The 24354-nt window shown below is 61.6% G+C and carries 21 protein-coding genes; 1 reads left to right on the top strand and 20 read right to left on the bottom strand.

Going from position 1 to position 24354, the window contains the following annotated elements; all coding sequences use genetic code 11:
- Nucleotides 1-237: 237 nt before the first annotated feature.
- The 19 genes from ACK2VC_RS14615 to ACK2VC_RS14525 all read right to left on the bottom strand — a co-directional run bounded on the left by ACK2VC_RS14615 (nucleotide 238) and on the right by ACK2VC_RS14525 (nucleotide 18111).
- Nucleotides 238-1266: a P1 family peptidase gene (locus ACK2VC_RS14615; protein ID WP_486731111.1), complete on the bottom strand. Its 1029-nt coding sequence runs from the start codon at nucleotides 1264-1266 to the stop codon at nucleotides 238-240.
- A 32-nt stretch (nucleotides 1267-1298) separates the two neighbouring features.
- On the bottom strand, nucleotides 1299-1865 hold the full coding sequence (gene dcd, locus ACK2VC_RS14610; protein WP_486731110.1) for a dCTP deaminase: 567 nt from the start codon (nucleotides 1863-1865) through the stop codon (nucleotides 1299-1301).
- 109 nt (nucleotides 1866-1974) lie between these two features.
- Nucleotides 1975-2802, bottom strand: a complete 828-nt coding sequence (locus ACK2VC_RS14605) for an ABC transporter substrate-binding protein (RefSeq protein ID WP_486731109.1) — start codon at nucleotides 2800-2802, stop codon at nucleotides 1975-1977.
- Nucleotides 2803-2903: 101 nt separating this feature from the next.
- Nucleotides 2904-3458 (bottom strand): NADPH-dependent FMN reductase, encoded by a 555-nt coding sequence (locus tag ACK2VC_RS14600; protein ID WP_486731108.1) that lies wholly within the window; start codon nucleotides 3456-3458, stop codon nucleotides 2904-2906.
- 170 nt (nucleotides 3459-3628) lie between these two features.
- A complete protein-coding gene (locus ACK2VC_RS14595) occupies nucleotides 3629-4828 on the bottom strand; it encodes a LytR C-terminal domain-containing protein (protein WP_486731107.1) in 1200 nt (399 codons plus the stop codon).
- A gap of 42 nt (nucleotides 4829-4870) precedes the next feature.
- On the bottom strand, nucleotides 4871-5809 hold the full coding sequence (locus tag ACK2VC_RS14590) for a type II secretion system F family protein (RefSeq protein WP_486731106.1): 939 nt from the start codon (nucleotides 5807-5809) through the stop codon (nucleotides 4871-4873).
- A 24-nt stretch (nucleotides 5810-5833) separates the two neighbouring features.
- Complete coding sequence (locus ACK2VC_RS14585; protein ID WP_486731105.1) at nucleotides 5834-6811, bottom strand: type II secretion system F family protein; 978 nt, start codon at nucleotides 6809-6811, stop codon at nucleotides 5834-5836.
- A gap of 13 nt (nucleotides 6812-6824) precedes the next feature.
- Nucleotides 6825-8192 (bottom strand): TadA family conjugal transfer-associated ATPase, encoded by a 1368-nt coding sequence (locus ACK2VC_RS14580; RefSeq protein ID WP_486731104.1) that lies wholly within the window; start codon nucleotides 8190-8192, stop codon nucleotides 6825-6827.
- A 138-nt stretch (nucleotides 8193-8330) separates the two neighbouring features.
- Nucleotides 8331-9503: a CpaE/TadZ family protein gene (locus ACK2VC_RS14575; protein WP_486731103.1), complete on the bottom strand. Its 1173-nt coding sequence runs from the start codon at nucleotides 9501-9503 to the stop codon at nucleotides 8331-8333.
- 93 nt (nucleotides 9504-9596) lie between these two features.
- On the bottom strand, nucleotides 9597-10028 hold the full coding sequence (locus tag ACK2VC_RS14570) for a TadE/TadG family type IV pilus assembly protein (RefSeq protein ID WP_486731102.1): 432 nt from the start codon (nucleotides 10026-10028) through the stop codon (nucleotides 9597-9599).
- Nucleotides 10025-10567, bottom strand: a complete 543-nt coding sequence (locus ACK2VC_RS14565) for a TadE/TadG family type IV pilus assembly protein (RefSeq protein WP_486733253.1) — start codon at nucleotides 10565-10567, stop codon at nucleotides 10025-10027. Before ACK2VC_RS14565 ends, ACK2VC_RS14570 begins: the two co-directional genes overlap by 4 nt.
- Nucleotides 10567-11904 carry a Tad domain-containing protein gene (locus ACK2VC_RS14560; RefSeq protein WP_486733252.1) on the bottom strand — a complete coding sequence of 446 codons (1338 nt, stop codon included), beginning with the start codon at nucleotides 11902-11904 and terminating at the stop codon, nucleotides 10567-10569. Before ACK2VC_RS14560 ends, ACK2VC_RS14565 begins: the two co-directional genes overlap by 1 nt.
- The gene (locus ACK2VC_RS14555; RefSeq protein ID WP_486731101.1) at nucleotides 11885-12190 is read right to left on the bottom strand and encodes a hypothetical protein; all 306 of its coding nucleotides are present in this window, start codon (nucleotides 12188-12190) and stop codon (nucleotides 11885-11887) included. Before ACK2VC_RS14555 ends, ACK2VC_RS14560 begins: the two co-directional genes overlap by 20 nt.
- A 10-nt stretch (nucleotides 12191-12200) precedes the next feature.
- The gene (locus tag ACK2VC_RS14550; protein WP_486731100.1) at nucleotides 12201-13871 is read right to left on the bottom strand and encodes a type II and III secretion system protein family protein; all 1671 of its coding nucleotides are present in this window, start codon (nucleotides 13869-13871) and stop codon (nucleotides 12201-12203) included.
- A gap of 171 nt (nucleotides 13872-14042) precedes the next feature.
- Nucleotides 14043-14915, bottom strand: a complete 873-nt coding sequence (gene cpaB / locus ACK2VC_RS14545; protein ID WP_486731099.1) for a Flp pilus assembly protein CpaB — start codon at nucleotides 14913-14915, stop codon at nucleotides 14043-14045.
- Nucleotides 14916-15091: 176 nt separating this feature from the next.
- On the bottom strand, nucleotides 15092-16462 hold the full coding sequence (locus ACK2VC_RS14540) for a P-loop NTPase family protein (RefSeq protein WP_486731098.1): 1371 nt from the start codon (nucleotides 16460-16462) through the stop codon (nucleotides 15092-15094).
- Between the two features lie 98 nt (nucleotides 16463-16560).
- Nucleotides 16561-17169: an A24 family peptidase gene (locus ACK2VC_RS14535; protein WP_486733251.1), complete on the bottom strand. Its 609-nt coding sequence runs from the start codon at nucleotides 17167-17169 to the stop codon at nucleotides 16561-16563.
- Nucleotides 17170-17261: 92 nt separating this feature from the next.
- A complete protein-coding gene (locus ACK2VC_RS14530; protein ID WP_486731097.1) occupies nucleotides 17262-17465 on the bottom strand; it encodes a Flp family type IVb pilin in 204 nt (67 codons plus the stop codon).
- Between the two features lie 442 nt (nucleotides 17466-17907).
- A complete protein-coding gene (locus ACK2VC_RS14525; RefSeq protein WP_486731096.1) occupies nucleotides 17908-18111 on the bottom strand; it encodes a Flp family type IVb pilin in 204 nt (67 codons plus the stop codon).
- A gap of 841 nt (nucleotides 18112-18952) precedes the next feature.
- Between ACK2VC_RS14525 and ACK2VC_RS14520 the strand changes: the two genes are divergently transcribed.
- The gene (locus ACK2VC_RS14520; protein WP_486731095.1) at nucleotides 18953-21961 is read left to right on the top strand and encodes a sensor domain-containing protein; all 3009 of its coding nucleotides are present in this window, start codon (nucleotides 18953-18955) and stop codon (nucleotides 21959-21961) included.
- Between the two features lie 108 nt (nucleotides 21962-22069).
- Here the strand turns inward: ACK2VC_RS14520 and ACK2VC_RS14515 are convergent, their stop codons facing one another.
- Nucleotides 22070-24025 (bottom strand): FUSC family protein, encoded by a 1956-nt coding sequence (locus ACK2VC_RS14515; protein WP_486731094.1) that lies wholly within the window; start codon nucleotides 24023-24025, stop codon nucleotides 22070-22072.
- Between the last annotated feature and the right edge of the window lie 329 nt (nucleotides 24026-24354).

The following is a 24354-nucleotide window of genomic DNA, read 5'->3' as shown; positions in this document are numbered from 1 at the left end:
AGAGTAATTTTCGCGATGAAGCGCTGCGAAAAAAACTCGGCCCCCACATAACTCCGATGTCCCGGGGCAACTTCAACAGCCACTGCGACAGAGCCAATCGCATGGGAGTATGGGCAAAATGCGGACGCATTTCCTACGGCGCAGGATAACGATTAACGGAGTATCCTACCAGACTGGGTTGATCCGGCGGCCTCCGCCGCAGTTGCTCAAGGTCGCCGCCATCAGCAAAGTTCAGGATTACGACTTCGGCAGCGTCGCGCCGCGCAGGCGGCCATCCACGACGTCCGCAGCCGCCGGATAGCCGGCGATCGAGCAGGCGGCCAGCACCGCGCGCTGCACGGCGATCGCCATCACTTCCGCCGCCACCATCCCCAGCAGCAGCAGATTGCCGGTGCGGCCGGCAGCGCCGGTGCCGAGCGCGAAGATGGTGTCGCCGTCGTAGCTGGTATGGATCGGGTTGATGCTGCGCGCCAGCCCGTCGTGCGCCTGCTGCGCGATCTTTTGCGCCTGTGCCTTGGTCAGTACGGCGTCGGTGGCGATGCAGCCGATGGTGGTGGCCGTGCCTTCGAGCAGCGACAGCGGCAGTTCGCCGGCCAGGATCGCCGCCCGCGTATCGAGCAGCGCCGTGCCGTCCGCAGTGCGGGCGCCAGCCAGCACCCGGCCGCTCGCCGGATCGATCACGTCGCCGACCGCATTGACCGCGACGATGGCGCCGACCGTCAGGCCGTCGACCGTCAGCGAGGCGCAGCCGAGGCCGCCCTTCATCGCGCGCTGCGCGCCATACAGCTTGCCGACGGTGGCGCCGGCACCGGCGCCGACGTTGCCTTCCGCCGGCGGATTCGCGCTCGCCGCCAGGCAGGCCTGGTAGCCGCCGGCGGCGTCGGGCCGGATCTTCGGATCGCCGGAATCCAGATCGAACAGCACCGCGGCTGGAACGATCGGCACGCGCGCGACGCCGACGTCGACGCCGATGCCGTTCTCTTCCAGGTAGCGCATCGCGCCGGAAACCGAGTCTAGCCCGAAGGCGCTGCCGCCGGACAGCATGATCGCGTGCACCTTGTCGACCAGGTTGCAGGGCGCCAGCAGATCGGTCTCGCGCGTGCCGGGCGCGGCACCGCGCACGTCCACGCCGGCGGTCGCGCCGCCGTCGGCCAGGATGACGGTGCAGCCGGTGGGGCGGCCCGGGTGCGTGTAGTGGCCGACGCGGATTCCGCGCACTGAAGTGATGCTGCCCGGCGCGCCAGCGCCATCCATCGGCTGGGTCATGTCGATCTCCGCCATCGATTCAGAGGTGGGTGTCAGGTCTTGGGCAGGGTCACGCCGTGCTGCCCCTGGTACTTGCCGTTGCGGTCCTTGTACGAGGTTTCGCAGACTTCGTCGCTTTCGAAGAACAGCACCTGGGCGCAGCCTTCGCCGGCATAGATCTTGGCTGGCAGCGGCGTGGTGTTGGAAAACTCCAGCGTCACGTAGCCTTCCCATTCCGGTTCGAACGGCGTCACGTTGACGATGATGCCGCAGCGCGCATAGGTCGATTTGCCCAGGCAGATCGTCAAGACGTTGCGCGGGATGCGGAAGTACTCGACGGTGCGCGCCAGCGCGAACGAATTCGGCGGGATGATACAGACATCGCTCTTGATGTCGACGAAGGACTTCTCGTCGAAATTCTTCGGGTCGACGATGGTGCTGTTGATATTGGTGAAGATCTTGAATTCGTCGGCGCAACGGATGTCGTAGCCGTAGGACGAAGTACCGTAGGAGACGATCTTGTGGCCGTTGGCGGAGCGCACCTGGCCCGGCTCGAACGGTTCGATCATGCCGGTTTCGGCCGCCATGCGGCGGATCCATTTGTCGGATTTGATGCTCATGTGGGTCTGTCTTCAGGTTGAACGTGGCACGGTGCCGTCATGCGGCGGCGCGCCGCCGCAAATGGCACAGATTCTACGCGAAAACAAACCCGGCGCCGCGCCTGCCCGGCTATTGCGCCGCCTTGTATGATGGGAAAAACAACTGCTGGCCATCAACCCTGAAGTTGGCAATCGCCTTCTGCCCTTCGTCCGAGGTGATCCATTCGACCAGTTGCATCGCCCCCTTGTAGTTGATGTTCTTGTACTTGGCCGGATTGACCGCGATGATGCCGTATGGATTGAACATGCGCTTGTCGCCCTCCACCGCGACCATCAGGCCGGTCTTGGCGCGGTAGGCGCTGTAGGTGGCGCGGTCGGTCAGGGTGTAGGCCTGCAATTCGGCCGCCATGTTCAGCACCTCGCCCATGCCCAGCCCGGCCGAGACATAGGCGCCGCCTTTCGGCTGGGTGCCGATCTGCTTCCAGTACGCTTTTTCCATCAGGTCGGTGCCGGAGTTGTCGCCGCGCGAAATGAACTTGGCGCCGCTGTCGGCGATCTTTTTCATCGCCTGCAACACATCCTTGCTGCCCTTGATGCCGGCCGGGTCCGAATTCGGGCCGGCGATGATGAAGTCGTTGTACATGACGTCGCGCCGGTTGACGCCGTGGCCGTCGGCGACGAACTTGTCTTCCGCCGCCCGCGCGTGCACCAGCGTGACATCGACGTCGCCATTCTTCGCCAGTTCCAGCGCCTTGCCGGTGCCGACCGAGATCACATGCACACGGCTGTTGGTCCTGGCCTCGAACATCGGCAGCAGATAGGTCAGCAAGCCGGAGTTTTCGGTGCTGGTGGTGGTGGAGAGCTTGATAACCTGCTGCGCCAGCGCCGCCGGCGACGCGCCGATGATGGCAAGAGCGAGCAGCAGGGGTGTAAGGAATGGCGATCTGCGACGCGACATGGTTTTCTTCTCCGATCTGGTAACGCCCCCGAGGGGCTACCCGCGATGGTACTGCAAGTCGGAGAGGATGAAGGGCCGCACATCCTGCCGCTGCTCCGGACTCAGGCAGCGTGCTTTTTCACCCAGGCCACGTAGCGATCCATCCAGCCCTGCAGAAACTTCCCGGTGTCTGCGATGCCGATATTGCCGGGCCCATCAAACAACCCTTCCTTGTTCTGGACGAAGGCTTCCGGCTGACCCAGGGTCGGCATGTCGAGATAGGCCAGTACGTTGCGCAAGTGCTGTTGCGCAATCGCCGTGCCGATGGCACCGACCGAGATGCCGATCACGCCCGCCGGCTTGCCGGCCCAGGCACTGTGGCCGTAGGGGCGCGAGGCATTGTCGATCGCGTTCTTCAGCACGCCCGGAATCGAGCGATTGTATTCAGCAGTCACGAACAGCACCCCCTGGGCGGCGGCGATTTCCCCTTTCAGCCGCTTGACCGGAGCCGGCTGATCGGCATCGTGATCCTGGTTGTAGAGGGGCAGGTCGTCGATTTGCACCTGCTTGAAAGAAAACTCGGGCGGCGCCATCTTGGCCAGCGCATTCGCCAGCTTGCGGTTGAACGAATCGCGGCGAAGGCTGCCGACCAAAACGGCTATCTGGTAACTGCTCATGATGCTCTCCGGGAAAAATGTGGGGTGAATTGGCACGACTCGGACGTCGGTTCCGCTGGCAGGCGAAACCGCGCCTTGTGTCTTTTATAGCACCACCCTGGGAGACGCGCAGAGCATCACCGCACGCTGCCTATCATCCCGACCGAGATTGTCCGCAAAATGCGCCGGCCTCAACCTGCCTGCCCGCGCTGGGCTGCTTTCTGCGCGATCCCGGCCGAATCGGGCTCGGCGCCAAACAGCGCCACCGGAGTCAGCGCGTCTCTGCCCAGCACCAGTTGCACGTCGACGCCATGCGGCAGGCGCTGGTTGTCCAGCACGGCGGGAGGAGTTTCCATGCTCTGGCTCAAGCGCAGCGCTTCCGCCTGAAAGCCCTGCCGATACCGGATCGATGAGGCCGGTTCGCGGTACGGCTTCAGGTTGATCAGGTGCGCCGACGGCAAGCCGCGCTGCGCCAGTTGGACACCGATCCTTCTTGCGAGGCCGGTGACGCCATTGCCATTGGCGATTTCAAGGCGGAATGGCTTGCCGGCAACGGTGCCGGCGACGGTAGCCTGGATACCGTTGTCCGGCACCGCGCCGGTCCCGGCAGCCACGCTCGGGGCATCTTTCAGGTCGGGCGTCATCGCGCCAGTAGCCAGTTGTGCCTGCTCTCCCGCGGTTGGCAGGGTGCGCGCCGGATTCGCATTGGCCAGCGTCATCGCGCTGACGCTGGCCGGTTGCAGAGTAGCGGAGATGTGACGCGCATCGCCCTGCAGCGCAATCGAGGGCGCCGCGTCCGCGATATTTTCCGCCGCCGCTGGCGCGGCCTGCGCCACGGCATTGCCGTTGTACAGATCAGCCGCGCGCCCGAACGCGACGCGCGCTTTCTCCATCTCGCCCAGCTTCCGATATGCCAGGCCCAGGTTGTTGTAGGCCCGGGCGTTCTGCGGTTCCAGCGCGATCGCAGCATTGAAGGCGGCGATCGCCTGATCCAGGTTTCCCTGCAAATACCGGGTGTAGCCAAGATTGTTCTGGACGTGCGCCAGTTGCGGCTGGCTCTTCAGGATCGCCTCGAACTCCGCAACCGCCTGCTCCAGCTTGCCTTGCGCCGAATAGGTGGTCGCCAACGCATTGCGCGTCTCGAGATCGTCAGGGCGGTAGTTCAGCGCCTTGCGGTAGGCATCCTCTGCCTGCGCCAAGCGATTCTGCCCCTGATAGTAACGCCCGAGCTGGTAGAAGTCGCGTGCGCTGCTGGCGGCATCCCGGACGCGCAGCAACGGCTGCACCTTGAGTGTGGCGGCGGTGGTATCGGGCGCCACGGCTGGCGTCGAGCAACCGAGCAGGATCGGCGCGCTGCATACCAGCGGCAGCATAAGGCGTGCGAATTTCATGAGTGCTCCTCTCTCTTGCTACGTTTTGGCGGGGCTCAATATTCATTGACCGGACATGGTCGGCAGCAACACCCGATAGACCTGGATCATCGCCGGTCCGAGCAGCACCAGCATCAATGCCGGGAATATGCAGAAAATGAGTGGAAACAACAGTTTTAGCGCAATCTTCGCCGCCGCTTCTTCCGCGCGCTGGCGACGCTTGGTGCGCAAGTTCTCCGAATGGATACGCAAGGAATCGGCGATGCTGGTACCGAAACGCTCGGCTTGGATCAGCATCGAGACCAGCGTCTCGACATCCTCGACGCCGGTGCGCATGGCAAGATTGCGTAGCGCATTTTCCTTGCTGTTGCCGGCCCGCAGTTCCAGTGTAACCAGGTGCAATTCTTCGCTGACGGCCGGCGCACTGCTTGCCATCTCGTCGGCCACGCGGGCGATGGCGGCATCAATGGCCAGGCCGGCTTCAATACAGACCGTCATCAAATCCAGGGCATCCGGGAAATGCTCGAAGATTTCAAGCTGTCGTTCCCTCACTATCCTGCGCAGGACAAGATTCGGCAAATAAAAGCCGCTCGCGGAAGCCGCCAACAGATAAAACAGCATCTCATTAGCGGGCATGTTGGCGGATATCAGCAGCACGACCCACAGCACTAGAGGTGCTCCGATCGCGAGCAGGGTCTTGATGCCAAAGTAAATCATCGGCGCCGATTCACCGCGGAAACCCGCGTTCATGAAGCGGATGCGCAGCGCCGACTTTTCCCAACCCTCGTCCGGGACCGACAACTTGGCCAGCGGAGTCGACAGCTTGGCAATCCTGGCCACCCAATCCTGCTTCGCCTTTTTTTGCGAGGCGCCAGAATCGCCAGTGACCTGCTGCAAGCGCTGCTGCGCCGGTGTCGGCACCATGAAACGCATCAGCGCAAATGCGAAACCGAACACCGCCAGAAAAACCGCGACCAAAAAAATCACGTAAATATCGGACATGATGGCTATCTCCCCATTTCCCGGTCACACCCTGATACGTATGATCTTCCGCATCCAGAAAATGCCGATCACCATCATCAGCGCCATCGCGCCTAGCAGGTTATGGCCGGCCGGATCGGTCCATAACACCTGCATGAAAGTCGGATGGAGAGCGAAAAGCAGCGCCGCCATGACAAATGGCAGCAGGCTCAGAATCCACGCCGACAGGCGTCCTTCCGCCGAATAGGTGCGAATCTGACCGAACAATTTGAGCCGCTCGCGTACCATGTTGGCGATATTGCCAAGGATCTCGGTCAGGTTGCCGCCGGTTTCGCGCTGGATCTGCACCGCAACCACAAAATAGGCGATATCCGTACCGGGGACACGGACTGCAAGATTTTTGAGCGCGTCCGCGAGCGGTATGCCGTAATTGACCTCATCGAACATGATGGCGAATTCACCGGCGATTGGATCGACCATTTCCTCGCCGACCATTTTGATCGCCGATGGCAGGGAATGGCCGGCGCGCAGCGCGCGGCTCATCAAGTCCAGTGCATCCGGCAGTTGTTCTTCGATTCTGGCCATCCGCTTTTTTTTCTTGCCGAGCAAATACAGCCAAGGAATTCCGGCGACGAAGATACCGCACAAGACAGCAAGCGCAGTCGGTAATTCAAACAGCAGTGCCAGCATCAGCGCAACAAAACCACATGACAATGAGGTCAGAAAGAACTGCGACACATTGACCTTCAGGCCGGCCTGTTCGATCAGCTTGTCCAACGAGTGCACCCGGGGCATCCGCAAAAGCAGGCGCTGCAGCCGCGGCGTCTCGCTCAGCATGCGCTGCTTCAGGATGGAGACGTCCTTTTGCTCCAGATGCCAGCCGGCCGACATCATTTGCAAGCGGCGCGAAATGCGTTTCGCCTCCGGCCCGCGCGAGCCGTTCCAGAGGTTGTACAAACCCTCCAGCATCATGATCACGGCAACGAAGATGGCGATCGCGAACAGCAGATAAAGATAGTCCATGACGCTCCTCCGGTCAGCTATTTACCTCGTACAACTTGACCGGATCAAACAGCGTGTCCGGCAGGACGATGCCATGCACGCGCAGGCGTTCGACGAAACGCGGGCGCACGCCGGTCGCGCAGAAATGCCCCGCGACCGTTCCGGTTGCCGTAATCCCGGTCTGGCGGAAGGTGAAAATTTCCTGCATCGTGATGATGTCGCCCTCCATTCCGGTGATTTCCTGCAGGCTCACCATCTTGCGCTTGCCATCCGACAGCCGGGCAATCTGCAGCACGACCGTGATCGCCGAGCTGATCTGCTGCCGCGCCACTTTCGACGGCAGGTTCATGCCGGACATACCGATCATGTTTTCCAGTCGGATCAGGGCATCGCGCGGTGTATTGGCGTGGATCGTCGCCAGCGAACCCTCATGGCCGGTGTTCATCGCCTGCAGCATGTCCACCGCCTCGGCACCGCGGACCTCGCCGAGAATGATCCGATCCGGGCGCATCCGCAGTGCATTGCGCACCAGCGCGCGTTGGGTGATTTCTCCCTTGCCCTCGATGTTCGGCGGCCGGGTTTCCAGCCGTACCACATGCGGCTGCTGCAGCTGCAACTCGGCCGCATCCTCGATCGTGACGATCCGCTCCGTAGGGCCGATGAAGCTGGACAGCACGTTCAGCATCGTGGTCTTGCCGCTGCCGGTACCGCCCGAGATGATCAGGTTGATCTTGGCCTTGGCCAGGCCCTGGACCACCTGCGCCATGACCGGAGTCATGGTCTGATACTGAAGCATGTCATCCATCATCAGCGGCTTGACGGCAAAGCGGCGGATCGACATCAGCGGGCCGTCGATCGCCAGCGGCGGAATGATGACGTTGACGCGCGAACCATCCGGCAGACGGGCATCGACCATCGGACTCGATTCATCGACACGCCTGCCCACGCGCGAGACAATCTTGTCGATGATCTTCATCAGGTGCGCGTTGTCGTTGAAGCAGACATCGGTGGCCTCGAGCTTGCCGAAACGCTCGACATACACCCGCTTACAGGTATTGACCAGGATGTCGGAGATGGTGGGGTCGGCCATTAACAGTTCGAGCGGCCCCAGGCCCAGCATTTCGAACTGGATGTCGCGCACCAGGTTCTTGCGCTCCTGCTCGTTGATAACGACATTCTCGGCGCTCAGCAATTCTTCGACCAGAGTTTTCAGCTCTTCCTTGAGCTGCGCCGGCGTCATCGTCTCCATCACCTGCAGGTCGATCTGATCCAGCAACATCACGTGAATGCGCGCCTTCAATTCACGGTAGGACCGATTGTCGATGCTCCTGGCGATCGAGGCCGACATGCCGAAAGTGCCGGTTGCCCCGTTGCCAGTTTCCAGTCGCTCTCGTAATGACATGATTCTTCTCCCTGTGTCGGCATTCCTGATGCCGATGACCGTCTTATGCACTGACGATTGAGAAATTTCTCAATCGCGATAGGCCCGGCCGCGCTCCATCAACGACAACTTCTGCCAAAAAACGCCGCCGCACCGCCATCAAGCGCGCTTGAACACGCGCGAAATCCAACTGCCGCCCTCGCGCTCGGGCTCACGCGCCAGCACCTCGCTCCACTCGCTCAAGGTCTTGGTGATAGGACTGTTGCGAGCCAGGCGCGAAACCGGCATCCCCTGGTTCACGGAAGCAGCCGCCGCCACATAGTGATTGGGAACGGTGCGCCACACCTTGGCATTCAGCGATCGTTCGAGATCGGCCAACCCAATATCCCCGCCTTTTTCGTAGCGATTGATCACCAGATGCACCTTTTCCTTCGGATAGTCGAGGGTACGGAACACGTCCAGCAAACGCTTGCCGTCACGGATGAAGGGCAAGGTGATCTGGCACACCGGGAAGATCATGTCCGTGTGATCGAGTGCCTTGATCGTTTGCGCATCAAGGATGCGGCCGAGATCGAGCACGATGAAGTCGTACTGATTGCGCGCCAGCTTAAGCAGCGTGTCGATATGCTCAGGTTTGACTTCCATACCATGTGCCGGGTCTTCCGGTGCTGCCAGCACGGCAAGATTCGGGTCGACATTCACCATGCTGGAGGCGAGCAGGGCTGCGTCGAGCCGATGGATGCCACGGGCCACATCGGACAGGGTCGCGGACGGCTTCTGGTCCGACAGGAACAGGAGCGCATCGCCAAACTGCAGATTGAAGTCGAACAGCGCCACCTTCTTGTTCACCTGGGTAGCCAGCGCATAGGCCAGATTGGCTGCTAAAAAAGTGGCGCCGCTGCCGCCCTTGCACGACATGAAGGCCAGTATCTTGCCCTTTCTGGTCGGCGCGAAGCCGAGCTTGTGACGGATGCGGTCGATCGCCGCTTTCAGCGCATCGCGCTCGGCCGGGAATGGCAGCACCTCGCGCACACCGGCACGCATCGCCTGAATCAGGAAATCCGGGGACTGTTGCTCGCACAGGACGACGAATGCCATGTTCGGATAGATCTGGCCGAGACGCTCGAGCGGCTCGAGGTCGGTGCGACCATCGCAGGCGCTATCGACGATCAGCACGTCGGGAGCCTCCAGATCGGTGCGCGCGACCAACTGCTGCAGACTACCCTCGATCGCGTCGACGTTGGCGGCCAGCGCTGCGCCCTGAAGGCTGGCGACGATATCATCGAGGTGCCGTTTATTGGAAGAACTCACCGTAATGTGAAAGTTTTGCATGGCCGACACCTTGTCCGTTCCCTCTCCATCGACGATGGTCAATATTGGTTTCCTCATTTCTCACCTGTTGTCGTTGTAGCCGCCGGCGCCGACTCAGCTGCACACCGAGTTATCGGCGCTGGTCATACTTTCACGCGGCAGGGTCGTTGAAAACGATGGCATCCTGATCGTCAGCGGGACAAAAGGAATAAACGTATTGATATTTTTGGCGACGCTGACCGTCACCGATCGGCATGTGCTGACGCTGCAGCCCGCGGGCTGGTAATCGACGCTGATGTCGCTGGAATTCAGTATGCCCAGCATACCGACCATCTTGGATTTGATTGCCGGTGCGTCGACGTCGCACACCACCGCCAGTCGGGCGCCCATGCGCGTGACTTCAGCGGCCGTGTTCATATAAAAAAGGACGCGACTCGTCTCCATGATGCCGACCAGCAGGGTAATGAATATGGCGGCAATCAAGGCGAATTCGACTGCCACACCGCCGCGCTCTCCGAATCGACGAGGAGTCCCCTTCCGATTCATAATATTTGCCTCATCGTGCTGCCAATGTCGCTGAACCTCAGGCTGGCAGGAGCGCCGCTGGTCCAGAGCACAGCCGGGTTGACCCCGAAGTTGAACGTAAAGCCGGTGATCTTGACTTCGACCAGGTTGATGGTGCCACTGCCGGTCGACACGTTGGCGAAAGCGCCTCCCGGACATCCGCTCGAATCGACCGGATTGCAGACCACCACCATCGCTGTGGTCAGCCCGGGGGCAAGCGGAACGTCCGAGGCGCCGCAGGCGGGCTTACCGTACACGGCCAGGCATTTCGCCTGCGCGAGCGGATAATCCGCATCGGCCGGGTTGTATTGCGACAGCATCCGGGCCGAATCGCGCACCGCCTTGGCGAGCGTGTTGTACTGAAAAATTGCGCGGCCGATTTCGGCCACGCCAAACACCAGCATCACCAGCGGAATCAGGAGCAAGGCGAATTCCACTGCGGCGGCACCGCGCATCGCCGAGCGCGTGGCGGCCGGAAATGGCGTGATCTTCTGCGCGTGCTTTTTGAACAGGATACCCATCATTGCACCAGCACCGGGACTTTCGGCCCAGCGCCGTCAGGCGGACCGGGCAGGCCAACCGTGGCGCACGGACTGGCCGGATCGCTCGCCGGGGCGAGGTATTCGAGGTACATCTTGATGCCATCCACCGGCCCGCCGAATGTCCATCTCGGATCACTCGCCGGCTTGTTGCCGATCGGGTGCAGCATCAGCATGCAAGCCCATGAAACCAAGGGAGCCTGCTTGTTGGTATCAAAAGCCGGACAGGAAACCACCGGGAACATCTCGATGCGGCGGTCCGCGCCATTGCGGTGGACTGCGCTCGAACTGGGTGTTCCGCGGGAATCCAGGCCGGTCAGCGCGTCGCCCTGATAAGGCGTGTAGTTTTTGCGCTGATTCTTGAAGTCGGCATAGGCGTTCTTCGGTTCCGCAGTGGGCGGCAGCGGCGGCGGCCAGTTAGAAGGCGTATACGCGTAGCCGGTAAAATCCGGCACGCCGTCGGCTGGGCCTTTGTAGGCGCCATGATAGATGCCGAAACGGGTGTTCCAGGCATCATCGACACCGTTGTTGTTGCCCGGCTTTAACAGGATCGGGCTGCCGACGGATGGCAGATCGCAGACGCCGGTGCCGGACAGGATGTCCTTGATCTCGCGTGCGCCGCCGCCCTTGGAGCCGAAATCGACCCAACGGAACGATCCCTTGTTCGCCGCCATCGGATCGAGCGCGCCGGCGATCCATTGGCCCGGCGCCAAGGTGCTCAATTTCTCGTCGCAGATGGCCACCGGCAGCGCGCAATTGGTCTGCGCCGGCGCGATTGTCGCCACCGCGGTTGTCGCGACGGTCTGCGAGCCGATGCTGATGCCGGGCAGTGCATTGAGCATCTGGATGAACCAGCCACCAATGCCGGAACGACTCACGGTGCAGCGCGCGTACTTCATCAATTTGGCCGTTTCGTCTTCAAATTTCGGTTGATACGACCCGTTCAAGGTTTGACTGAAGGTCACGCTGCTGTTGGCCGCCAACGCCACCGGTTCGGTCTGGAACATGACCCGGTTGGCGCTACCGGTGGCGATCCCGGCCGCCTCGGCAATCGTCAGCTGTGTTGCGCTGGCTCCAGTCAGTTCGCGCGCCGCAGCCAGTGCGCAGGCGTCGCTGCTGTTTTGCAACTCCGTTTTTGCCACATAGAGTTTGCCCAAATCGAGCGCCAGGCCGACGAAGCCGATCAAGACCGCGATGGAAACCGCAACGACGACGGCGATGGCGCCACGCTGACGATCCCTTCCAGTGGATGCGTACCTCATGTTGGTCATCCTTCTGCTTTGATTGCCATCCTGGTTTCTACTGGCCGCTGCCGACACCAATGGTGAAGACGTTCGGCTGCGGAGTCGGGTCCTTGAACGATTTCTGATAACGGTCCATCGCCTCATGGGCTGCGCGGCCGTCCATGCCGCGAACCTGATCCGGGTTTTGCGACGCTGCAGGATTCAAGGTTTGCGCCGCGACGGCGGCCCGGACCGAATTCCCGAAGCTCGCATCCCATTGCGGTGTAGTCGGTGCGCAGGCTGAGAGCAGGCAGGTGGCTACCATCAGCAGGGCCAGTTCGCGCCGACCGCTGGCGACGAATGAGTGTTTGAAGGTAAGCATGGCGATCTCCTTATTTCACTTCAAAGCCCGAGGGACCGGATTGCGGCGCCCGCTCCTGCTCCGTCTGGGCGGCTTGAGCGCCAGCCGGTGCGGCTGGCTTGCCACCTTCCATCTGGCCACCCAGGAACAACTCGGCCCGGCTGGGATCGGTGACGCTATCGGTCGGCAGCGCATAGTCGGGCGGCAAGGGCTTGACCAGGTGCGGCGTGATCACGAATAGCAATTCGGTCTTGTCGGTCTGGAAATCGGTGCTGCGAAACAGCGCGCCGAGGACCGGAACTTCACCAAGCACCGGTAGCCCCTTGATATTGGCGGTGGCGTTGTTCTTGATCAGACCGCCGATGGCAAAGCTCTGGCCGTCGTGGAGTTGCACCGTGGTGGACGCCCGTCGGGTTGTGATCAAGGGCAGGATGTTGGTACCGGGGATACCGGTGGCGCTGACGCCGACGCCTTGACTCGACAACTCGGAGACTTCAGGCGCTACCCGGATATTGATGCGGCCGCCGGCCAGAACCGTCGGCGTGAACTTGAGACCAACGCCGAATTCCTTTTCTTCCAGGGTGATCGTGATGGCACCAGAAGCACCGCTCTGCGCCACCGGAATGAAGATCTTTCCGCCAGCCAGAAAACTACCTTCCTGGCCGCTGATCGCCATGACGTTGGGTTCAGCCAAAATGCGCACCAGGCCGTCGCGCCTTTCGGCCTCAAACGACAGTTGCGAACCATTCGATTTGGTCGCCGTCAGCGCGCCGCCCAGCGTGCCGGTCAGGAAATTCGACAGCAGCGTATACGCCCAACTGCCACTCGAGCCGCGCAGTGTGGTGCCAACCCCCAATTGGTCGAGCAGGGTTTTCGACACCTCGGCAACCTTCACCTCCAGCATCACCTGCTGCGGCGCCGCCACCGACAGCATGTTCACGATACGATCGTTGCTCCCTGTCCCACCCGGCGCACCGCCATCCTTGCGCACATAAGCCTGAGCAATTGCCAGCACCTGATCGGCCGCCATCGCATCGCTGACTACTCCGCTCAGCACCAGCGAATTGGCGGCGGTGGCGACCTTGATACTTCTTTCATGCGGCATCAATTGTGTCAACGTCGCCTGCACCGAAGCCGTATCGATACCCACCGACACTTCGACCATCGCGCAGCGCCCGCTCTTGTCCTGGAACATCAGATTGGTCGAACCAACCTTTTGTCCAAACAGGAAAAACTCATTGCGTGGCGCCTGCGAGGTAAGCGGTTCGACCCGGACCGTCTCCGGGTCGCCGATGGTGCGCAACCAGGCCGGTGAAGGCAGTTTCAACTGATCCAGATTCAGCATTCCCGATTTACCCTCGGGCAGGCTGACGTTGGCCGTCGGCGCCAGCTCACCCGCACAGACCGGGGTAAACACGGCTCGCGCGGGAGCGTTCGCGTTGGCCTTTGCCGGCGTACCCGGTTTGCCATCGGCCGCCTTGGCGAGCTGCATGTTGGTGCCGGCGCCGACCGACTTGGCGCCGGCCCGGACATTTCCGCCGACGTTACCACTCACCGCCGCCGCTTCGATCGCCTGCGCCTGGACCGTCAGCGGCAGCGCCACCAGCAGTGCCGCGGCGCCGGCCAGCCGCCCCCACCCCGACCGACGCGCCGTACCCGAATCATTCGCGCCCGACTTGCCTCTGCCCTCGTTATTGTTCATGCTTTCCCCCTGTTTCCAGCGATTGAACCGAACTGCCTTGTTGTGGAACGGCAGACCGCCCGGCACCGGCCGGCCGCCATCTTGCTTCGGCGATGTTCGACTCCCCCCGTCCCACCTCGCGACAAGCACGCCTGGCCGCCACGACATGGCCGGCGCGCCGTTCGAGGCCCCTCAATAGCATTGACTGATGCGCCCGGTGCCGGTGATGACTTCCTGGCACCATTCCTGTTTCGGCTCGCTCCTGGCAGCCGGCCTGGCGGGCCTGATCTTCTTGACTACGACCGGCTTGGTTTCCGCGGCGGCCACCAGCAGCGGAGCCGCCGGCTCCGGCCGCGTATAGAGCAGGGTCTGCTTGGTGGCGCCGCCGGTATCGGCCGGCGTCACATCCACCTGATTACGCAATACCAGCGACAACTGGCCGACGCTGCGCGCCAGATCGAGCTTCTCCGCCTGCTCCGGGGTTACTTCGAGCGTCACCGCATTGACGACTTTCGGCTTGGTGTCGTTCTGGTTCGCCTCTTGCGCCACAGCCAGTACCAGGATCCGCTCCAATACCAGCTTGGATATATTCAGATCCCGGTTACCGTTGCCTGTTTTTTTGACATCGTCCTGAGTGCTGACCAGGATGTCGACGAAGTTGCCCGGCAAGGCAAAACCGGCGACGCCAATCACGTCGTTGACGCGCACCGTCATCGCGCGCTTGCCCTCGGCGACCACGGCCGACAGCCCGCCAGTCGCGCCGACCGGTGCCAGCTTCGATTCCGTCACCGGTTCACCGCGCTGCAGGCTGACCTTGATCACTCTGGTATCGAGCGCCTTGAGATCGTTGAAACTGTCCTTTTGCACGCTACCGGCCGGCCAGTCGACCAAGCGGACCATGTCCGGAGTCAAACGCGTGCCGAGGTTGAGATCGATTGCCGCTACCGCGATCTTGTTGGTACTCAGGCTGCTCTGCTGCACCATCCAGCGCGAAGCCAGTACGACGGCTGACAGCGCCGCCAGGATCGAGATGCCAAGCATCAGAATGGCTCTGGTGTTTTTCATGATTTCCCCTGCAGATTGAATCAACCCGACGACTTGTCCATTTCACAAACAGCCGCCACCACCAAACTTAAAATCGCCCTGCCCTACCCTGCCCTGCCTCTCAATTCTGGCTATCGCGCAGTTCTACACTCCGCCACTCCCAGGCAAACGCAGATGCGCCCCTCTCCCATATGCGCTCACCGTTCCTTGTCCGCACGATCCTCGAGACGCCGCCCTGGGACCTCGCCCATGCCCTTTCTTCCCGCCATGAAGTAGTTATGCCAGGCCCAATCCAGAATCTGTGCGCTCAAGACTGGCGGACGGCTTTCGTAGCGCGCATAGTCCCTGACCTGCCCCAGCAGATCGCGCGGATAGCACGCCAAGAGCGGCCGGCCCTCGCGATGGTGGTATTCGTGCAGCAAATGCTGGAACGCGTCCTCGACGAACGAGATTCCCAATTCATCGCAGACCTGACGGAACACCTGGCGATACTGTTCCTCGGACAGTGCACCGATGTGGATCTTGTAGCCGAGCCTGCGCAGGAAGGCTTCGTCGGTCAGCTGGGCCGGATCGATATTCGAGGAAAACACCACGATCACGTCGAACGGGATCTGGAACTTGTAACCGGTATGCAGTGTCAGGTAATCGCGGCGCCGGTCGAGCGGCACGATCCAGCGGTTCATCAAATCCTGCGGCGACACAATCTGGCGCCCGAGATCGTCGATCACATACAGGCCGTTATTGGCCTTTACATGCGGCGGTGCCTGGTAATAGCGGGTACCGTCGTCGAAGTCGAGGTCGAGCGTGGCCAGTGTCAGTTCGCCGCCGGAAATCGCGACCGGCCGCCGGCAGGCCTCCCAGCGTGCATCGATCATGTTCCGGCGGCCAAGTGTGGCAGCCGTCGCTTTCTGCGGCATCAACCGGTGCACATGCGGGTCGAAAATCTGGATGATTTCGTTATCGATGGTGATCGCATACGGGATCGCGACGAAGTCGCGCATCAATCGGGTCAACTGTTCGGCGATATAGGTCTTGCCGGTTCCGGGCTGGCCGTACACGATAATGGCCCGGCCAGAATTCATCGCCGCGCCGAGCTGGTCAAGCACTGTACTACGGATGATGAAGCCGTCGAAACCGGCAGCCATCAGCTCGCGTGTATAAGTGACGCGCCGAATCGATTGGCGCTCGATCTGTGCCGCATAGGCTTCCAGGCTGACTGGCGCCGGGCCGGCGTACTGGCAGCGGCGCAGGTAGTCACCGGCGCGGGCACGGCCGGTGTCGGACAACTGGAAGAAGGTGCTGGCGCTGCTGTCACCGCGGCTGACCAGTTCGCACAGGTGTTCGGTGCGCATGAAATCGAGCACGCCCTCCAGCACGCTGACCGGCAGCTTGATGTGGCTGGACAGGTCGGCCAGACTGATCCGGCCGCGCAGGAACAGTATCTTGCAAACCAGTTCACTCAGGAACAGGAAGCTCAACCCGGTCTCCTCGACCGTGTGCGGCGACGGCGGCAGCACCTGCGCTGCATCGTCCGCGACCGTCTCCCCCAGCACGTTGAATGTTGTCATGCTCCCCCCAATCCTGTTCGATTTTGGCGGCCTTATTTTTGCCTTCGATTGCCGCCTGTCCTGTAACTATTGCTTGCCGTCCCGTCCGCCCGTCGCCGTCAAAAAACCTTCAGAAAATTCATACGTCCGCCCTGCTCCAGCACTACATAGATGGCGGTTCCCAGCGCGATCGCCAGCGCGTATGGCATCTTCCCCGCCGTTTCCGGAGCAGCGTCCACTTTAGGCATTTCGTGAAACACGGTCGCCTTGATCAGCGCGCTCATGAACATCAACCGCACATTTTCGACCAGGCGCCCGAACGTGTGATTCCGCCCCGCCGTCAGCAACGTCAATACGCCGCCGGCGATGAAGGTCACTAGAACCACTCCGATCGCCGCGTTCGGCCCGAGAAATGCGCCGACCATCGCCATCAGCTTCACATCGCCGGCGCCGAGCGCGCGCAGCATGTACAGAGGCAGCATGATGACCAGACCCAGGCCGAGGCCAGCCAGCGCCTTGGTGAAGCCAAGTGCGCCAGTCATGGAACTGACGAAACCGTAGCCTTCCGGCAGAACGCTGTTCAACAGCACCCCCAGCCCGGCTCCTAAAAACACCAGCCGGTTCGGGATACGGTGGTGCCTGAGATCGCTCCACGCCGCACCCAGCAGTAGTGCAAACAGGGGACCAACCCCGATCAGGGTCAGCTGCGCCGATGTCAAGCCATCCATCTTTTTCAATCACTCCGTCGTGTGTTTAGATGATAGGGACCGGGCACCCGCCCTCCGCAAGAATCTGCGAGCAGGCGGGTGCGATGCCATTCCTAGCAGCCGGCGGAGCTAAACGTGTAGTTGCCGGTTGGAGCGGCTCCAAGGAAGGTGCCGATGCTGTTGAAAATACCGCAGAGGTTTTTTCCCAACAGCTTGGCGCCAACGACGATGGCAAGGGCGATCAGCGCCGCCAGCAGACCGTACTCGATCGCGACCGCGCCTTCCTCTTCTCTGATGAAATTCCTGATTGCATCCATAACGAACTCCTTTTCAAATGAATCACATATGTGAGCTTCGAGTCATGACTACGCTTTGTGCAGGAGCTGTTATTTCGCAGAGTCCGGAACAGCTATCCGGTCCTGCTGCGCTCGCCTCCCCCGCGAACCCAGTATGTCCCACGCAAATTTTTTCCAGTTGATTAAACGCAAGGAAACGTTACCAGTCGAACATTTTTTACAGGGGCCATCGGATGTGACGCCAGGCCGGTTCCGTGCAAACTCGGGCTTTCGATGGCCAAGGAGACTACTGCCCATCATGTCCGGCAGCTCCCCTGACAGGAGGGTTGGCCCAGATCAGGGCCAACTGCGCTGGCGCCAAACTATCCATCTTTTTTATTCACTCCGTCGTGTGTTTCGATGCATAGGGACCGGGCACCCGCCCTCCGCAAGAATCTTCGGGCAGGCGGGTGCGATGCCACTCCTAGCAGCCGGCGGAGCTAAACGTGTAGTTGCCGGTTGGAGCGCTTCCGAGGAAGGTGCCGATGCTGTTGAAAATACCGCAGAGGTTTTTCCCCAGCAGCTTGGCGCCAACGACGATGGCAAGGGCGATCAGCGCTGCCAACAGCGCGTATTCGATCGCGACCGCGCCCTCTTCCTCTTTCATGAAATTCCTGATTGCATCCATAACGAACTCCTTTCCAAATGAATCACATATATGAATTTCGACTCATGACTACGCTTTGCGCAGGAGTTGTTATTTCGCAGATCCGGACCAGCTATCCGGTGCTGCTGCCCTCACCTCCCCGCGAACCAAGTATTTCGCCTTTGTCTTTTTTTTGATTGAGTAATCTCAATAAAAGACTACGCTTAGTCTTTTCATAGACAGTCTTGGATATTCGATATCGATCGCGAACTGGCCAGCCGCCTGGTTGAGACTGATCTATAGTTTCGGATCACGCCAGCCAGACTTGACTTCGGTTGATAAAGCTTCGACCACCTTCCCGCCAGAAGAGTGAGTGGCTCACAACTCGGTCGCGAAGGGAACCACCTCTGGTACTAGGGTTCCAGTCTTCGGTCACTATGTCCACGTCCGGCCCGTATCCGGATCATTCATGACTGGATATTCGGCCGGGAAGCATCCCTTGAGTTTTTGATCATTCGCTTTCGCCGCGACTTCGCGAAATCGCTCAACGCGCATTCCTTCTCGCACTGCGTGACCGGTCCCCGGCGCGCGACGCCCAAGGCCTCCGGGGCATCACCGCTCCAAAACGTGATTGGCCTTCCGTTCCGCGCCCATCCCTGCCCCACACCTCTCCTTCTGCGTGCCGCGCAGTGAAGCAGTCACGGAACCCACCCGGCCCTCAGCGAACAACCGAAAGAGGCGGCACGCGGCAAACATCCAATTCCGGTGAAGATGACGGCGCGGCCGGATTCATCAAAAATCCATGAGCCTTCGCATCATCCGTTGACCTTTATCAAATCCCTGTTCGTTATTTCCAATAATCATCAATTGGCATATTGAAACATTGACAGGCGTAAATCAGGAGGCTCGCAAGGATGATGTTTTTCGCAAGCCGCCCAACAATGACCCGACACCGACTCAAGCCATGATCTTTGCGTCACCTTTCATTCCGAAGGAATCGGATCCCGAGCTGCCGGGAGCGATCGCCGGCCTCGCCTGGTTCGGCGGCGTGCTCGTCACCCTGCTGGTGCCGCTGTTCTTTCTCGCCATCGGGTACCAGAACCAGGCTGCTCCGCTGGAAGCGGCGCTCCAGATCGGGGTACGTGAGCTTGCCGAACGCTCCAGCGCACACCTCGAACGTGCGAAGCCGGAATCCCAGCCCCGCCGTTCCGTGCGCGAGATCGGCGAGTCCCTGGCCTGGCTTGGAGACAGCGTCAATATTCGCGTCCGCGACGCCAACCAGCGGCTGCTGTTCGAAAAGACCCATGACGCGCGACCGCCTCTCATTACGCGCGGCACGACGCTGCCACAGGGCAAGGCCGAGATCTGGCAGGTCGAGCTAAGCAGCTCTCTGCGTCCGCTTCTGATCGTCACCATGCTGATGCTGATTCCGGGCGGGCTGCTCGGCCTGGTGACTTTTTTCGGACTCAAGGCGGTGCCGATGCGCGCCTTTCACCTGGCGCTCCAGGAAATCGCCGTCCGCAAGACTACCGAAGATCGGCTGGCCAAATCCCTCTCGATTTTCTCCGCTACGCTGGAATCCACGGCGGACGGAATTTTCGTCACCGATGTCGCCGGTCGTGCGGTGGTTGCCAACCAGCGCTTTCTCGATCTATGGAACCTGCAGGGCTCGGTCAGCACCGGCGCGGTGGACGGCGAAACCCTGTTCCGGCTGGCTGGGCAATTACGCGACCCGGATGCGTTTGTCAGTACGCAAAAGCACTTGACCCGGCACATCGAGGTCGACCACGGCGCCGTCCTCGAGTTGCGCGACGGGCGCCTGTTCGAGTGGAATTCCCGTCCCCAGCACGTGGATGGAAACGTCGTCGGACGAGTTTCCAGCTTCCGCGACATCAGCGAGCGTAAACGTGCGGAATCACTGCTGGCGGCGGAAAAGGAAGTGCTTGAGATGGTCGTCTGCGGCATCCCGCTAAAAGCTGCCCTGGACGTTCTGGCGCGCCATGTGGAGGTACTTTCCGGACAAATGTTCTGCACCATCCTGTTCCGGGAGAGCGGCGAAGACAGTGCCTTGCTGTGCGCCACCGGCCCCAACCTGCCCACGGCGATAGCTGAGGAAATTCTTGGCAAGGGGCAGGCGGCCATGGCCAGGATATTCGCGGACGTAAAAAAATGGGGAGATCGCCAGCAGCATGGATTGCCGGACGAATTCAGCGGCGTGATCGAAAACCTCGAAGCCAATCCAGCCTGGGCGCAGTACCAGAACCTGATCTCCAGTCGGGGTTTGCAAGCCTGCTTTGCGGTATCGGTCCAATCCGCCTCCAGGCAGGTGCTGGGGCTCATCGTCGCGCACTACCGCAAGCCGTCCGACCAGCCGCCCCATGATCGCGAACTGACCTGGGTCGCGGCCCACCTGATCAGCATCGCCATCGAGCGCCGCCAGGCGGAAGCACGGCTACAGATCCTGGCCCACTATGACGGCCTGACCCATCTGCCGAACCGCGACCTGTTCCGCGACCGCCTCAGCCGGGCCATGAGCCGCGCGGACCGGCACCGGGGCCTGGTAGCGGTCATGTTCCTGGATCTGGACCGGTTCAAGACCATCAATGACACTCTGGGCCACGACGCCGGAGACATTCTGCTGAGTGAAGTGTCGGCGCGGCTGCAGCGCTGCGTGCGGGAGGAGGACACCGTGGCCCGCCTCGGAGGCGACGAGTTCACCGTGATCCTCGGCGAGATCAGCAAGCCGGAAGATGCCGGCATCGTCGCCGCCAAGATCGTCGAAGGCCTGGCGCCGCCGATCCGCTTGAGCGGCCAGGAAACCTTCGTCACCCCCAGCATCGGCGTCACCATTTACCCGCTGGATAGCGATAACGCCGAGAACCTTCTGAAGAACGCCGACACCGCCATGTACCGGGTCAAGCAGGAAGGCGGCAATGGCTACCTGTTCTTTACTCCGGAGATGAACACCCTGACCACCGGCCGGCTGGAAATGGAAAGCGGGTTGCGCCGCGCCCTGGAGCGGGAGGAATTCATCGTTTATTACCAACCGAAGGTCGATCTGGCCACCGGAACGATCATCAGTGCCGAGGCGCTGCTGCGCTGGAGACATCCGGACTGGGGCCTAGTTTCTCCGAGCGAATTCATTCCCATCCTGGAAGAGACCGGGCAGATCGAACAAGTCGGCGAATGGGTGCTGAAAACCGTGTGCACCCAGATCCGCGCCTGGCAGAACGCCGGCATGCCGCCCTTGAACGTGGCCGTCAATCTTTCTGGCCGACAACTGCAGCGCAACAACCTGTCCGTCACGATCGCCCGGATTCTCGAAGAAACCGGGCTGGACCCTCGCTTCCTGGAACTGGAGGTCACCGAGAGCATGCTGATGCACGACCCTCAATACGCGGTCGACATGCTGATGCAAATTCGCGCCAAGGGCGTAGTGCACATCGACGTCGATGATTTCGGTACCGGCTATTCGTCGCTGAGCTACCTCAAGCGCTTTCCGATCGATGCGCTGAAACTCGACAAATCCTTCGTCGACGGCCTGCCCCACGACGAAGACGATATCGCGATCTGCCGCGCCGTCATCGCGCTGGCTCACAATCTCAAGCTGCGCGTCGTTGCGGAAGGAGTGGAAAATGACGAGCAGTTGGCGTTCCTCCACCATAACGGCTGTGATGTCATTCAGGGCTACATCGTCAGCCGACCGCTGCCCGCCGATGCCTTCGCCCAACTGGTACGGCAGCACCACCAGAATCCGCTCTGGTCCGCTGAAAATTCCCAACCGCGCATGGCTCTTGTCGATCAGCCGCACAAGTCACGCCCCTCGAAGACCTCGCACCGCACTGGCAGTCCTTCTGAAATCAAGATCCTGAATGTCTCTGTTGGTCGATAGTCGAAAAACAGCGGGTCAGGAATCCGACGAATCAGCTGAACAGGAAAAGCAAAAGGGGCTGGAGCTGCATTTTCCATGCTCGCGGAAATGCACCAATTACCACATGAATTACGGAGCTTTGGCTGCGCGCCGCGCGCGCGCAACGCCGAAGGTCAACAACGCCGCCCCTTCGATCAGGGCAGCGGCGATGTCGTCCAGGATCTCGGCGATCGCCCGGTCTTCTGCCCCGGATGCCAGCGCGCGCAGCCGGGCCGCGGTCAGTTCCGGAATGTCGATGCCAGCCAGCAGCAAGCCTTGCGCTTCGCTCACGATGCGCTGCGCCGCGGGTTCGGCCTGCGCGCGCTGCGCCGCCGCATGCAGATCGCCAATCGCATAGCCGAGATTGAGCACTGCCAGCATGCCAGTGGGCACACGCTCGGCCACCTCGCTGGCGCGCCCCAGGTGCAATGTCAGCCGCAGAATCTGGCGCGTCGTCTGCGCCTGCCAATCGGTGCCATCCGGGGCCTGGCGCCGCTCGATCAGCCGTTGCAGGTCGCGCCGCACGCGCTCGGCCGCTTCCATTGCCTGGCGCCCGGAATCGCGCGGCAGCAGGATGAAACTGCCGGCCACCAGGAATGCAACGCCGGTCAGCGCAAAAGCACCGCTCCAGACCGCGGCGGCATCGGTCACCGCCGGCAACACCGCCTGGCTGACCAGCAGAAAACCCATGTTGTAGTCGATCGCCGGCAGCGCGAAACGCGTGCTGGCGCGCGCCAAGCCGCCGACCAGGATGAAGGGCGCGACCGACAGCAGCAGTTCGGGCAGAGTCGTGATGTGGGGCTGCAGCAGGAAGCGGTAGAGCGTCGCCACCGTCACTCCGGCCAGGATACCCTTCAGCAAAGACGGCGCCACCTTTTGCGGCATCGCCATCGAGCCGAGCACCATTGAGAAGATGCAAACGCCCAGCGCCGCCAGCTCGGCCGCCGGCCAGCCGCTCCAGTAACCGAGCGCCGAGGCCGCAAAACTGACCGCGCCCGAGACCAGCCCGGTGCGCCGTGCCAAGGCCCATTCGCGCTGCGGCGCCAGGCGCGCGGCCCTGGCCCTGAACGCGTGGGCATCGGCCTTGTCGCCGTTCGAGTCGAGCATCGCCGCAGCCGCGAGCAACTGCTGCAGCGCGCCCTGCAGTCGCCACAGCGCCTTGCTGGTAGCCTCCGCTGGCGGCACCGGGATTTCCAATCCATCGGGACTCTTGCCCGCTCGCAGACGGTGCGCCAGCGCTTGCAGGTGCGCCACCAGATCGGTCGGAGTGTCAGCGCCGGCCTGCGTGCGCGTGCGCAGCGCAGCGCCAGCGGCAATCACGGACAAGGACGCCACTACCAGCGTATCGATATGGCGCAGGCGGCGATAGCCTTCAATCGAGCCCGCCGTCACCAATGGCGCTGCATTTTCGAGCTTGCTCAAGCCGGCCAGGATACGGCGCTCGGCCTCGGCACTTTCCGTACTGTCGTGCCTGCTCAGCAATTGCGCCACATGGGCGACCGCGGAACCCGCCACCTTGCGTACCCTCTGGTAAAACTCCTGGCGCTGCGCTTCCGGCGTCAGGAACCCGGTCACCAGCGTCACCACGACCACCCCGATCAGGGTGCATTCGACGCGGGCGGTGGCGATCCCCAGCGCGGCGTCCGGGGTCCAGATCGACGGCAGCACCACGATGGCGGCCGTCATGCCCGCCATCAGCGCACCGTAATAGTGCACACCGCGCAGCAGGTGGGTCAGGCCGGAAGCGAGTGCGATCCAGAGGCCGAGCAGCGCCAGCACCAGGTAGGGACTGGCAGGGATATGCATCAGGCCGAAGCCCGCTGCGCCACCGACCAGCGTGCCGACGATACGGAAGAACGCACGCTCCAGCAGCAGGCCGCGCGAGGATTGCGCCACCACCCAGATCGGCATCGCCGCCCAGTAGGCATTTTCGATATGCAAGAAGGATGCGATCGCAAACGCCAGCCAGGCGGCCAGCGCCAACTGCAGCGCATAGCCGGCCGCCGCCCGGTCAAGGCCAAGGGTGTTGCTCAGCCTTGCAAGCATCGGCTTTTGCATGAATGGTTTTGTGGGGCGTTTGATCTCTGGAATGCCCGCGCAGTACTCAGGCAGGATCGCTTTGCTATCCCGCCTGTCGTTCCCGCATGCTTTAAGCGGGAACCCAGCGGCGTTTGTGGCTAAACGATATCTTTCTACCGCGTGGTGACTAGCCGGGGGTAGCCCGGCGGCTACTTACTTTTCTTGTCTCGCCAAGAAAAGTAAGCAAAAGAAGACGACCGCGAGGACACTGCCCTTCGGGTTCCCGCCGCTGCACCGCCAAAATCGGGAAACGAAACCAACTCGCTGCGCTCAAACATGTTTCGTTTCTGATCCGA

This window comes from Herbaspirillum sp. WTB6 (assembly GCF_057457785.1).
Note: the sequence above shows the minus strand (reverse complement) of the source record. Positions and strands in the feature narration are given on the sequence as shown.